We start from the raw sequence: 12,756 nt of genomic DNA, 5'->3' as shown, positions 1-12,756 counted from the left end.
ATGCCACCTCGAAGGGGTGCCGTCCTGACACGGTCCCGATGGCACGCACGGATCAGCCCTGCCCGGAGGCGAGCACCGGCTGGCCGTTGTCGAACCAGACGTTGCTGCGCTCCCAGGTGACGCCCGGATGGGAGGGTCGCGCGATGATGCCGTACCGGTAGTTCCGGCCGAACACGTTGCGCCGGAAGACAGCCCTCGACGCGATCAGATCGGGACGGATCCCGATGGTGTACGCACCGCCGTTGCAGTAGTTCTCCTCGAAGCACAGGTTGCGCACCGCCTTGCCGAGGGTGAGGCACGAGTTCATCGTCTCCGACGTGCTCTGCCGGTAGGCGTCCAACCGGTTGTGCCGGAGGACGACGTCCGCCGCCCCGGTGACACGTGCGCAGTCGTTGTGTGAGCCCGGAACCCGGACCAGATCGTGGATCCAGGAGTCGAGGACATTGGTCCGGGAACCGAGCCAGGTCCCGTCCTGTACATGATGGAGGTTGACCCGACGCAGGGTGTAGTCGTCGAAGCAGATGCCAGCGGGGGCCCTCCCCCGACCGTCGATCTCGACGTCCTCGATCAGGAGGTTGACCGCCGACCCGAAGGTCCGGATTGGAAACGTGGCGCCGTCGGAGGTGATCCTCGAACGACGGATGGTGACGTTCTTGGCGTAGACGGTGACCTGTCCGGTGATGTTCAGGTTCGTGATGACCTGCCCGTCTCGGCGCAGGTCCAGCGAGCCAAACGACGTCAGAGGGGTGTTGAGGGGCACGCCGGTGGTGGCCGGTCCCGGCCAACGGGTCAGCGGAACGAGCGGTGTGGGCATGGTCTCTCCCGAAAAGACCTCGCGGGCGGATACATCCGCGCCAGGTGATGTTCCCGGCGCCGCTCCGCCCCGCCCCGCAGGTCCTTCAGGGCTTTGAGCCCCTCACCGCCGGTCGGGCCGCCAGGCCGGTGATCGACGAAACCCCGTCGTCCCGGATGTCACTCATGTTACTTCTGTACCGGACATGAGACAGATGTACGAGCGGACAGATCACCGACAGACGGGGTCGGGGTCGGGGTCAGGAGTGTTTCGCCCGCTGCTCCCGTTTCGCCTGCCGGACCTCGGTCCAGCGCTCGAAGAGCACACCCATCTCCGCCTGGACGAAGAGCAGGAAGTCCCGCATCTCGGCCAACCGCTCGCCCGATGGCGAGGTCTCGTCGCCGACGGCCAGTACGCCCTCGTGCATCATGTCGGCGAGCTTCTGGTAGAGCCCGTCCCGGATGCTCTGCGCGTACCAGGCGTCACCGAGGGCTCGGTACCGGTCGCGCCGGGAGTTCGGCACCGGCTCCCGGACCGCCAGGCCGACGTGCTGGAGGTAGCGCACCGCACCGGAGACGGCGGCGAGACTCACCCCGAGCCGCTCGCTGATCTCTCCGGCGGTGAGTCCGGGCTCGTCGGTCACCATCAGCGCGCCGAGCACCCGCGCCGGCATCCGAGGTACGCCAAGATCACTGAAGGTCAGCGCGAACTGCTCGACGAAGCGACGCACCGCTTCCTCGTCCCGCCGGCCCTCAGTTCGGGTCATCATCATCCTTCTTTAGTTTGTGAAGATCGTGTAATTCTGCCTCAACAACGCGTCACCCGGCCAATGCGTCACCGCAGCAGGGGTGTTAGGAGGGGGCCCTTCTTCTACAAAAAGCGATAAGAAGGGCCCCCTCCTTGCACCGAAGGTCAGAGCGCGAGGTCGCGCCGCCGGAAGAGGGCCATGCCGGCCGCGCCGAGCGCCACCGCGACGACGGCCAGGAGTGCCAACGGCAGCAGGCTGGCCTCGGCGGCCGGGAGCGCCGGGACGTGGCTGAACGGGGAGATGTCGCGGACCGCCTGGGGCAGGTTCAGCAGCTCGCCGAGCTGGCCGAAGATCAGGGCGACGGCGAAGGCGGTCCAGGCGATCCCGACGGTCAGCCGGGGCAGCAGCCCGAAGACCGCGACGACGAAGCCGACCATGATCAGTGCCGGCGCGAGCTGCACCAGGGCGGCGGCGGTCAGGTCGGCCAGCCGGCCACCGGTGTCACCCATGGCGATCCCGGCCACCAGGCCGGCGGAGATCCCGGCGAGTCCCAGCAGCAACACCGCGCCGGAGACCGTGACGACCAGGTGGCTGCCCAGCCAGCGCAGCCGGTCGACACCGGTGGCGAGGGTCGGTTCCGCCCGCCCACCGACCTCCTCGGCGCGGACCCGGAGCAGCGCCTGGACCACGTAGCCGGCGACCATCGCGCCGATGAGGGCCAGCATCGCGGAGTAGAACGAGTCGACCAGGCTCCCCTCGCCGCCGAGTTCGCGGATGGTCCGCGTCGCGCCCTCGTTTCCGTCGAACGCCCCCTCGACCGCGCTGGACAGGGAGCCGATCGTCACCCCGAACAGGCCGACCGCGACGGCCCAGCCGAGCAGTGTGCCGCGCTGCAACCGCCAGGCCAGGCCGAGCGGGCTGAGCAGCCCGGGGGCGGCCGTGGCCGGACCGGGACGGGCGGCGATCATGCCCATCCCGATGTCCCGGCGGTTCGTCAACGCGAAGGCCAGCCAGATCCCGGCGGCGGCGAGTGCCAGCGGCAGCACGAGCACCCACCAGCGGTTTCCGGCGAACGGCTGGGTCAGGGTCGTCCAGCCGATCGGGGACAGCCAGGTCGGCCAGGCCGTGGTCATGGTGTACCCGTTGGGCTGGATCTCGCCGAGCGCGTCGCCGAGCCCGCGTACCAGATAGGCGGCACCGATCGCGGCGGCGCCGATCCCGTTGGCCGCCCGCGCGGTCTGGCTGACCTGGGCGGCGACCGCCGCGACCGCGGCGAAGGCCAGGCCACCGACGCCGACCGCCAGGCCGACCGTGAGGGAACCGGCGACGGGCTCGCCGTTCCCGATCAGGGTGAGCGCGAGCAGCCCGGCCAGGACCAGGTTGGCACCGGCCGCGACGATCATCGCCGCCGTCAGGCTGGCGTGCCGGCCGACCACCATCGAGCCGACCATCTCGGTACGCCCGGTCTCCTCGTTCTGCCGGGTGTGTCGGACCACGGCGAGGGTGCTCATGAAACCGGCCATCACGACCAGGAACGGGAAGATCTGGAACGCGATCATCTCGCCGTTGCTGGTCCCGGTGGGGACGTTCCGCAGCATCAGGATCGCCGGGGTCTCGACGGCGGTACGCAGCACCGTGAGCCGGTCCGCCTCGGTCGGGAACTGCTCCTGGGCCGCCGCGTACGTGCCGGACAGCAGCACCGTGGTACCGACGATCCAGAGCGGCAGTTGTACGCGGTCGCGGCGCAGCGCGAGCCGGGCGAGCCGGGCGGTGCCGGTGAAGGGGCCGCCCATCACACGCCTGCCAGTTCTGCGCGCGGTTCCTGGTTGCCGTAGTGCCGCATGAACAGCTCCTCCAGTGACGGCGGGGAACTCGTCAGCGCGCGCAGTTCGAACCGGTGCAGGTGCTGGAGCACCCGGTCCAGTTCGCCGGCGTCGACGTCGAACTTCGCGTGCGGGCCGTCCACCTGGGCGTCGTGCACCCCGGGCAGCTCGACCAGTCCAGTGATCGGCCGGGCCGTCTCGACCGAGATCGCCGTACGGGTCAGGTGGCGCAACTGCGAGAGGGTTCCGGACTCGACCGTCCGGCCCTGCCGGATGATGCTCACCCGGTCGCAGAGCGCCTCCACCTCGGAGAAGATGTGGCTGGAGAGCAGCACCGTCTTGCCGTCCCGCTTGACCTCGCGTACGCACTCCTGGAAGACCGCCTCCATCAGCGGGTCCAGCCCGGAGGTCGGCTCGTCGAGGATGTACAGCTCGACGTCGGAGGCGAACGCGGCGACGACGGCGACCTTCTGCCGGTTCCCCTTCGAGTACGTCCGCGCCTTCTTGGTCGGATCGAGTTGGAACCGCTCCAGGAGGTCGTCCCGGCGCCGCTTGTCCAGGCCGCCACGGAGCGCCCCGAAGAGGTCGATCGCCTCGCCCCCGGTGAGGTTCGGCCACAGGTTGACGTCGCCGGGCACGTACGCCAGCCGGCGGTGCAGCGCCACGGCGTCCCGCCACGGATGCCCGCCGAGCAGGCTGACCTGGCCGGCGTCGGCGCGCAGCAGTCCCAGCAGCACCCGGATCGTCGTCGACTTCCCGGCGCCGTTCGGGCCCAGGAATCCGTGGACCTCGCCGACGTCGACGGAGAGGTCCAGCCCGTCCAGTGCACGGCTCCGGCCGAAGGACTTCACTACGCCGGAGACCGAGATCGCAGTAGTCATGGATCCGATGCTACGGCGATTTCACAAAGTTGTGAAAACTGGGAAGTGTATGGATTTCGTCAAGACTTTCGCCGCCAACCGATCTCCGGGTGATCACGGTCGGTGGCCTGTCGGCTGGTCGAGCCGCCACGCGACCCGTAACCTCATCGAAATCTCTGACTGACACGATCCGCTGAGTCGCCGCTGCGGAGGTAGTTGATGTTCCTCACCCGTCACGAGCAAGAACGGCTGATGGTCCATGTCGCGGCCGATCTGGCGTGGCGCCGACGCGAACGCGGACTGCGGCTCAACCATCCGGAGGCGGTCGCCGTGATCACGGCGTTCCTGCTGGAGAGCGCAAGGGACGGACGTACCGTCTCCGAGCTGATGGAGACCGGGCGCAACGTGCTGAGCCGCGACGACGTACTCGACGGTGTTCCGGAGATGATCGCGGAGGTGCAGGTGGAGGCGACCTTCCCGGACGGCACGAAACTGGTGACCGTGCACGAACCGATTTCGTGACGGGGCGGGCATGATCCCCGGTGAACTGCTGCCCGGTTCGGGCGACGTGACACTCAACCCCGGCCGCCCCGTACAGACCCTGGCCGTCGTCAACACCGGTGACCGGCCGGTCCAGGTCGGTTCGCACTACCACTTCGCCGAGGCGAATCCGGCGCTGGAGTTCGACCGCCCGGCGGCCTGGGGCCACCGGCTGGCGATCCCGGCCGGCACGTCGGTGCGGTTCGAGCCGGGCATCGGCCGCGACGTCGACCTGGTCCCCCTCGGTGGCGCCCGGGTCGTACCCGGACTGCGCGGCGAGTGCGCCGGCCCACTGGACCGGCCCGCCACCGGTACGGCCGCCGACACCGCCTCCGGCACGGCCGCCGACACCGACACCGGTTCCGCCGGGGAGGGCGCGTGAGCACGATGGACCGGCGCCGGTACGCCGCGCTGTACGGCCCCACCGTCGGCGACCGGGTCCGGCTCGCCGACACCAACCTGCTGATCGAGGTCGAGCAGGACCACTGCGGGTACGGCGACGAGGCGGTGTTCGGCGGCGGCAAGGTGATCCGCGAGTCCATGGGCCAGTCCCTGGTGACCCGCGCGGACGGCGCCCCGGACACGGTGATCACGGGTGCGCTGGTGCTCGACCACTGGGGCGTGGTCAAGGCCGACGTCGGGATCCGGGACGGCCGGATCGTGGCGCTCGGCAAGGCCGGCAACCCGGACACCATGGACGGCGTCCACCCCGAGCTGGTGATCGGGCCGGGCACCGAGATCATCGCCGGCAACGGGAAGATCCTGACCGCCGGTGCGATCGACAGCCACGTACACCTGATCTGCCCGCAGATCCTCCAGACCGCGCTGGCCAGCGGAATCACCACGATCATCGGCGGCGGCACCGGACCGGCCGAGGGGACCAAGGCGACCACGGTGACGCCGAATCCCTGGTACCTGGGTCGGATGCTGGAGGCGCTCGACCCCTGGCCGATCAACGTGCTGCTGCTCGGCAAGGGCAACACGGTCAGCGAAGAGTCGATGTGGGAGCAGTTGCGTGGCGGGGCCGGCGGCTTCAAGCTGCACGAGGACTGGGGCACCACGCCTGCGGCGATCGACGCCTGCCTGCGGGTCGCGGACGCGTCCGGGGTCCAGGTCGCGATCCACACCGACACGCTCAACGAGGCCGGATTCGTCGAGGACACCCTGCGGGCCATCGCCGGCCGGTCGATCCACGCCTACCACACCGAGGGGGCGGGCGGCGGGCACGCCCCGGACATCATCACGGTGGCCGGCGAGCCGAACGTGCTGCCGTCGTCGACCAACCCGACCCGGCCGTACACCCGGAACACCCTGGACGAGCACCTCGACATGCTGATGGTCTGCCATCACCTCAACCCGACCGTGCCGGAGGACCTGGCGTTCGCGGAGAGCCGGATCCGGCCGAGCACGATGGCCGCCGAGGACGTCCTGCACGACCTCGGCGCGATCTCGATGATCGGATCGGACTCGCAGGCGATGGGCCGGGTCGGCGAGGTCGTGCTCCGTACCTGGCAGACGGCGCACGTGATGAAGGCCCGGCGCGGCGCACTGCCCGGCGACGGCGCCGCGGACAATCTCCGGGCCCGTCGCTACGTGGCGAAGTACACCATCTGCCCGGCGGTCGCGCACGGCATCGACGGCGAGGTCGGCTCGGTCGAGCCGGGCAAGCTCGCCGACCTGGTGCTCTGGGACCCGGCGTTCTTCGGGGTACGGCCACACCTGGTGCTCAAGGGCGGCATGATCGCGCTCGGCCAGATGGGTGACGCCAACGCCTCGATCCCGACGCCGCAGCCGATGCTGCCCCGGCCGATGTTCGGCGCGTACGGCGTGGTCCCGGCCGCGACCAGCCTCGCCTTCGTGGCGCCGGCCGCGATCGACGCGCTGCTCGGCGACCGGATCGGCATCCGGCGTGCCCTGGCCCCGGTGGTCGACACCCGGTCCCGGGGCAAGGCCGACCTGCCGCTGAACGACGCGCTGCCACGGATCGAGGTCGAGCCGGACACCTTCACGGTACGGATCGACGGCGAGGTCATCGAGCCGGAGCCGGTGACCGAACTGCCGATGGCCCAGCGCTACTTCCTCTTCTGAGCGCCATGACCGACGTCCCTCGGGTTGCGACCAAACTCGCCACCCTGCTGGTACTCGCCGACGGCCGACTACCCGCCGGCGGCCACGCCCACTCCGGCGGGCTGGAGGCGGCGGTGAGCAGCGGTCGGCTCCGAGATCTCGCCGGGCTGTCCGGGTTCCTCCGGGGTCGGCTCGCCACCTCCGGCCGGGTCACCGCCGCGTTCGCCGCCGCCGCCTGCGCGGCCGGGCACGACGACCTCGATCGGTACCGGCTCGACGCGCTGGACGAGGGCCTGGACGCCCGTACCCCGTCCCCGGCACTGCGCCGGGCGTCGCGGGTACAGGGCCGGGCCCTGCTCCGCGCCGGCCGGGCGATCTGGTCGGTCGACCCGACACAGCGGAACCGGCACCATCCGGTGGCGCTCGGCATCGTGGCGGCGGCGGCCGGACTTCCGCCGGTCGAGGCAGCGGTCGCCGGGGCGTACGGGATGGTCAGCGGACCCGCCAGCGCGGCCGTACGCCTGCTCGGCCTCGACCCGTACGGCGTGCACAGCCTGGTCGCCGAACTGGCCGACGAGTGCGACCGGCTCGCCGCCTCCGCCGCCGCGCGGGCCGGTGACCCGGTCGACCTGCTCCCCGCCGACTCCGCCCCGCTGCTGGAGATCGGTGCCGAGGTACACGCGAACTGGGAGGTGCGTCTCTTTGCGTCCTGATCCTGATCCACAGGTGCAGAACGGGACCGGGCAACCCGACCATGGGGCCGGGCATCCCGACCACAGGGCCGGTCCGCACGAGCACGCCGTCGACGAGGTGCCACACACACATCCCGATCCCGGCGTCGACCCGCACGCGCCGCTGGCCACCCCGGTGCCCGGCACGGCCCGGCCGGTCCGGGTCGGCATCGGCGGCCCGGTCGGCTCGGGCAAGACCGCGCTGGTCGCGGCGCTCTGCCGGGCGCTGGCCGACGAACTTCGACTGGCCGTGGTCACCAACGACATCTACACCACCGAGGACGCCGACTTCCTGCTCCGCAACGGCGTACTGCCGGCCGACCGGATCCGGGCGGTGGAAACCGGCTGCTGTCCGCACACCGCGATCCGGGACGACATCTCGGCCAACCTGGACGCGGTGGAGGACCTGGAGGTGAGCCTCGGCCCCCTCGACCTCGTCCTGGTGGAGAGCGGCGGCGACAACCTGACCGCCACCTTCAGCCGGGGACTGGTGGACCACCAGGTCTTCGTGGTCGACGTGGCCGGCGGGGACAAGGTCCCCCGCAAGGGCGGTCCCGGTGTCACCTCCGCCGACCTGCTGGTGATCAACAAGACCGACCTGGCCCCGCTGGTCGGCGCCGACCTGTCGGTGATGGCCCGGGACGCCGCCGCCCGCCGGGGCGACCTCCCCACCGTCTTCCTCTCCCTCGTCGACGACCCGTTGGCGAGGAAGGTCGCGGACTGGGTCCGAGGACTGCTGCCCGCCCGGACCGATCGGCTCGACGGGCCCGCGAAGCTCGTACCCTGATGCGGGCCCAGGCCCGGATCGTGGCCGTCGCCGACCCGGTCCGGGGTACCCGGCTGGCGGCGCTGCGCGGCGAACCCCCACTACTGCCGCGACGCACCCTCCCGTCCGACCCGTCCGATTCGGATGGTGAGGTGCAGTTGCATCTGGTCGGTGGGGCGGCCGGGCCGCTCGGCGGCGACGACCTCCGGATCGAGATCGAGATCGGCCCCGACGCCCGGCTCTGCGTACGGAGTGTCGCCGCGTCGCTGGCGCTACCCGGGCCGGCGGGGGGCGAGTCCCGGCTGCACGTCACCGCCCGGGTCGCGGCCGGTGGTCGGCTGCGCTGGCTCCCCGAGCCGTTGATCGGAGCGGCCGGTTGTGACCATCGCACGGTCACCGACATCGTGCTTGCCGAGGGGGCCGCCCTGCTCTGGCGCGAGGAACTGGTCTGTGGGCGGTACGCCGAGCCGGTCGGCGACGTACGGATCGAGACGACGCTGCGGTACGGGGGCCGTACCCTGTTCCGCAACGATCTCGCGGTCGGGCCGCAGGTGTCCGGCTGGTCCGGCCCGGCGGTGCTCGACGGCGCCCGCGCGGTGGGTTCGCTCCTGGTGGTCGACCCCGCCTGGTCCGAGGGCACCCCACCGGGCCCGGCCCCGTACGACTCGGCCGCCCGGTGGGACGGCGTCGTCGACCGGGCCCGGACCGCGACGCCGGAGCACTCGGCGGCGGCCGTGCTGCCGCTGGTCGGCGGCCCTGCGGTGCTGGTCAGCGCGGTCGGCTCCGACCCGCGTACCGTCCGCGCGCACCTCGAATGGTTGTCGCTCCGCCCGGCCGCACCGCAGTTCGTGGCCCCGGCCGGGGCCGTTGCCGGAGGTTAGTTCCGGCGGCGCTGGCAGGACCGGCAGGGACGCGGACGGCTCACCCGGCCTGGGTGACGACGTCGTTGAGGATCTTCAGGACCTGGTCGCGGGTGTCCGGTGGCGACTCCACGTAGACGCCGATCTGCCAGTGCTTCGTCTTGTCCTTCGGGTCGGTGAAGAAGTGGCTCGCGTCCACCGTGTACAGGCCCTTGTCGTTGGCCTTGGTCTCCACGTAGTAGGTGCGTTGCCGGACCTTCTTGGCCTTCTCCGGCTCGTCCAGCCACACCTCGTTCATCGCCTTCTGCTCGGCGGCGGTGCAGGTGGTCGGGCACGGACGCAGCAGGATGTTCGCCCGCTGCCGGCTGCCGGGGTTGCCCTCGTCGATGCAGACCCACACCCTGCTGTCCGGAATTTTCGGCTGCCCGCCCATGCATCCCCAGGTCTCCGGGGTACGGAACGCGATCGGCCAGCCGGAGAACGCCATCGTGTACGTCTCATCACCGGCGGCGTAGGACGGTCCGAGTACGGTGACCGGCGTCGCCGGACGGAGTGTCGGCTCCCCCGGCTCAGGGGTGGGACCGCCCGGACCGCCGGACGGGTCGGGGTTGCCTGGCTTGGGGACCGCCGAGGGGTCGGGCAGGGACGGGTCTTCCTGCGGCGACGGGCCCCCGGTCGAGATGGCGACCGGATTCGGATCGGTCAGGAACCTACCGACGGCGAACACCCCCAGCCCGACCACCAGGAGCAGGACGACACCTCCGGCGATCAGCGCTGTCTTTGCCCCGGTGGACATCCGGGCGCGCGGCGGGGGCGTGGCCGGGTAGCCAGGACCGGGCGGCCAACCAGGGACGGCACCCGGCGGAGCCGGAGTGGGGGGTGCGCCGGGCAGCGTCGCGGTGAACGGAGCGCCGGGCGGGATGGCCGTGATCGGGCCTCCGGGAAGTCCTGCCAGTAGCCGCTCCGCGCCGTGCTGACCGGGCTGCTGGTGGGTGGCCGCCCAGGGCCGGGGCCCGGACAGGTCGGCCGCGTGGACTGGCAGGTCCCCGCCCTGCGGGGCAAAGCTGCTGTTGCCCACCGCCGCCGCGAACGCGCCACGCAACTGCTGGTCCGCCGCTGCCGATCCGGTCAGCACCACCACGCTCACCGGGGCGCCGGCCTGGTCGACACCGCCGTACAGCTCGGCCACCGCGTTCTGGCCGAGCAGGCGCAGCTGGGTGTAGCGCTGGGACAGGAAATCGAGTGGACCGGGGTCAGAGGGGTACACCACGATTCGCCACCCTATCGCTTCTCCTGGCGGATTGCGGTGCCCCATGAACAGCGGTCACGACTGGCCGGGGCACTGCGAGGGCCAGGCGGTGCCGCTCCCACAGCATCTCCGATCGCAGGCTGCCACGTCTCGTCGCCGAGGATCTGAAACCGCCTGGTTTCCGAGGCTGGTCCACGCCGAGCGGTGGCAGCGGCCTCGCATGCGCTGGAAGCACTCGTCCCACTGTGGCATGGGACGCCGGCTGCCCGGCTCACCGCCGCGTACACGAGAGCAGGCATGTAAAGGCGGCCCACTCGCCGCCCGGGTGGAATCACCCCCGCGTACGCGGGGAGCAGGTCTGCTGGACCAGCGTCGACTGCACCGCGCGGGGATCACCCCCGCGTGTGTGGGGAGCAGTCAACCCCCGCCCCGGTGCTCGATCGGCGCCATGGATCACCCCCCGCGTGCGCGGGGAGCAGACTTACTGACCCGGGGCGCTATAGATCGACTCTCGCGTTTTCCTTCACTTTGTATCGCAAGATCATCCCTTGAGCTAGCGTTCGGGGAGGCGTCGGCATCGACAGTCGATTTTCTGAGCCTCCGAGCATAAGCGCCAACGCAGTCCGCTATGGTTCGACGGGGCCCCGCTCCCCAGGTGGGTAACCGGCAGGCCCGCTAACGAAGTCGTTCTCGGCTACCTGTTCTTGACGGCGCGAACGAACGAACGCCAGGCACCGGGCTCGAAGGCCAGCACCGGACCGGTCGGGTCCTTGCTGTCCCGGACTCCGACGACTTCAGTCAGGTTGTCAGCCACTTCGACACAGTCTCCACCGTGGCCGTTGCTTCGACTGCTCTTCCGCCAGACCGCGCCGGTCAACTCCATGACTCCGCCACTCCCAGAATCAACTCGATGGACTGCTGCTCGTTCAACGCCTCGCTACGGATCGAGTCCCAGAGCTGCCGGATCACCGTGACGTCGTCGGCGTGCTCGATCAACCGTCCCTGGAGCTGATCGTCCATGTAGATGACGTCGTCGCCGTCGGTCAGGGTAGCCATCACGAAGGGACCGTTCAGTCCAGCGTACGCGCCGGCACTGGTCGGCACGACCTGCACCCGAACCCGGGGCCGATCGGCGCAGAGCTTCGCGACGTGCAGAAGTTGCTCACGCATCACCTCGGCGCCGCCGACCGGCTGGTGCAGCACCCGCTCGTCGATGATGGCGGTGTACATCGGCGCCTTGTCCCGGGCCAGGATTTCCTGCCGGGCCAGCCGCGCGGCCACCTGCTCTTCTACCTGTTCGGCGGTGAGCAGCCCGCCACTGGCGAGCAACGCCCGCGCGTACGCCTCGGTCTGTAGTAGACCGGGGAACACCGATAGTTGGAAAGTACGCAGGGCGATCGCCTCCTGCTCGAAGGTCGCCCACTGCCGGAACCACGGCAGGATCGGCCCCGGCCCGAGCACCTGCTGGATCCGCTCCAGCAGGCCGCCGGTTTCCAGCACCACATCACAGCGCTTGGCGAAGTCCCGGGTCGGCCGACGCTGGCACAACTCGATTTTGGCGATCAACGCCGACGAGAAATTGATCCGCTGAGCCAGTCCGTCCTGGGAGAGGCCGGCGATGCCACGGAACCGACGTAGCTCGCCGGCGAAGAGGCTGAGTGTGGACGGTTCGGCCACGGACAGGCTCCTTACCTCGGATTATGCGACTCCGGACATCGACTCGGGTCGCCGCGCGAACACTTCCGACAGTAGTGCCTCGATCACCACACTGTGAACTGGGAATTGCGCTCGACAGCAACCGGAACCCGAACCGGTGGGCGCCCCGCCCCGGGGAACCGCTCCCCGCCTCACCTCCCGGAGCCGGTCCCCGGGGCCTCCCGTTCACATCTCAGCCACGAAGAGGTCCGAGTCCGATGTGGTCGCCGTTTCGACACCAGCCAGAACCGATCCGGTACGCCCCACAGCATCGCCGCAACTGGCGGCGTCCCTGGTGGCGGCACTGTCGCTGCGGTGACCGCTGGCCGTGTCGGGACCGGTTCGATCCCCCGCCGCTCGTCCCGCCCTACCCGCCGACGTTCACCACACCCTCCGCAGCATCCCGGATCGCCGCGAACCAGCCTCGACCGTCTCGACGGGAGCGCCCGACGAACCGGGGACCGTTCCGGCGCGCCGAACCGGAACCGATCTGGCCGAGCCACCCCGGCCCCGCCTGGCGGACGCATGCGGGTCTGACCTCGAACGCTCCGACCGAGGTCAACTGGATCGGGGCCGCCAGGTTGATCACCCTCGGCCGGGCCGTGCGGGCGAACCGTACCCAAA

Annotated in this window: 13 protein-coding genes; 6 read left to right on the top strand and 7 right to left on the bottom strand. The window is 70.6% G+C overall.

What is annotated here, in order from left to right:
* Positions 1–52 precede the first annotated feature (52 nt).
* The 4 genes from ACFP2T_RS44615 to ACFP2T_RS44600 form a co-directional block, all read right to left on the bottom strand.
* Complete coding sequence (locus tag ACFP2T_RS44615; protein WP_377433245.1) at positions 53–814, bottom strand: hypothetical protein; 762 nt, start codon at positions 812–814, stop codon at positions 53–55.
* Between the two features lie 238 nt (positions 815–1,052).
* On the bottom strand, positions 1,053–1,559 hold the full coding sequence (locus ACFP2T_RS44610; protein WP_377433243.1) for a GbsR/MarR family transcriptional regulator: 507 nt from the start codon (positions 1,557–1,559) through the stop codon (positions 1,053–1,055).
* A 146-nt stretch (positions 1,560–1,705) separates the two neighbouring features.
* On the bottom strand, positions 1,706–3,334 hold the full coding sequence (locus tag ACFP2T_RS44605; protein WP_377433241.1) for an ABC transporter permease: 1,629 nt from the start codon (positions 3,332–3,334) through the stop codon (positions 1,706–1,708).
* Positions 3,334–4,245: an ABC transporter ATP-binding protein gene (locus tag ACFP2T_RS44600; RefSeq protein WP_377433239.1), complete on the bottom strand. Its 912-nt coding sequence runs from the start codon at positions 4,243–4,245 to the stop codon at positions 3,334–3,336. Before ACFP2T_RS44600 ends, ACFP2T_RS44605 begins: the two co-directional genes overlap by 1 nt.
* A gap of 198 nt (positions 4,246–4,443) precedes the next feature.
* Here ACFP2T_RS44600 and ACFP2T_RS44595 point away from each other — a divergent pair, with 198 nt between their 5' ends.
* The 6 genes from ACFP2T_RS44595 (at position 4,444) to ACFP2T_RS44570 (ending at position 9,209) form a co-directional block, all read left to right on the top strand.
* Entirely contained in the window at positions 4,444–4,746 is a 303-nt protein-coding gene (locus tag ACFP2T_RS44595; RefSeq protein WP_192768490.1) for an urease subunit gamma, read from the top strand.
* 10 nt (positions 4,747–4,756) lie between these two features.
* Positions 4,757–5,146, top strand: coding sequence for an urease subunit beta (locus ACFP2T_RS44590; protein ID WP_377433237.1), 390 nt, complete (start codon positions 4,757–4,759; stop codon positions 5,144–5,146).
* Positions 5,147–5,151: 5 nt separating this feature from the next.
* Positions 5,152–6,852, top strand: coding sequence for an urease subunit alpha (locus ACFP2T_RS44585; protein ID WP_417629221.1), 1,701 nt, complete (start codon positions 5,152–5,154; stop codon positions 6,850–6,852).
* Between the two features lie 5 nt (positions 6,853–6,857).
* Positions 6,858–7,544, top strand: coding sequence for an urease accessory protein UreF (locus ACFP2T_RS44580; RefSeq protein WP_377433233.1), 687 nt, complete (start codon positions 6,858–6,860; stop codon positions 7,542–7,544).
* 97 nt (positions 7,545–7,641) lie between these two features.
* Positions 7,642–8,349 carry an urease accessory protein UreG gene (ureG, locus tag ACFP2T_RS44575; RefSeq protein ID WP_377433552.1) on the top strand — a complete coding sequence of 236 codons (708 nt, stop codon included), beginning with the start codon at positions 7,642–7,644 and terminating at the stop codon, positions 8,347–8,349.
* Positions 8,349–9,209: an urease accessory protein UreD gene (locus tag ACFP2T_RS44570; RefSeq protein WP_377433232.1), complete on the top strand. Its 861-nt coding sequence runs from the start codon at positions 8,349–8,351 to the stop codon at positions 9,207–9,209. Before ureG ends, ACFP2T_RS44570 begins: the two co-directional genes overlap by 1 nt.
* A 40-nt stretch (positions 9,210–9,249) precedes the next feature.
* On the opposite strand, the gene ACFP2T_RS44565 is transcribed toward ACFP2T_RS44570, so the two are convergent.
* From ACFP2T_RS44565 to ACFP2T_RS44555, 3 genes are all read right to left on the bottom strand, one after another.
* Positions 9,250–10,458: a hypothetical protein gene (locus ACFP2T_RS44565; protein WP_377433231.1), complete on the bottom strand. Its 1,209-nt coding sequence runs from the start codon at positions 10,456–10,458 to the stop codon at positions 9,250–9,252.
* 673 nt (positions 10,459–11,131) lie between these two features.
* Positions 11,132–11,320, bottom strand: a complete 189-nt coding sequence (locus ACFP2T_RS44560) for a DUF397 domain-containing protein (protein WP_377433230.1) — start codon at positions 11,318–11,320, stop codon at positions 11,132–11,134.
* Positions 11,311–12,114 carry a helix-turn-helix domain-containing protein gene (locus tag ACFP2T_RS44555; protein ID WP_377433229.1) on the bottom strand — a complete coding sequence of 268 codons (804 nt, stop codon included), beginning with the start codon at positions 12,112–12,114 and terminating at the stop codon, positions 11,311–11,313. Before ACFP2T_RS44555 ends, ACFP2T_RS44560 begins: the two co-directional genes overlap by 10 nt.
* Positions 12,115–12,756: the final 642 nt, after the last annotated feature.

Origin of the sequence: Plantactinospora solaniradicis, from assembly GCF_042658085.1 — a bacterium.
Lineage (GTDB): Bacteria > Actinomycetota > Actinomycetes > Mycobacteriales > Micromonosporaceae > Plantactinospora > Plantactinospora solaniradicis.
This window is presented reverse-complemented; position numbering and strand designations above follow the sequence as displayed.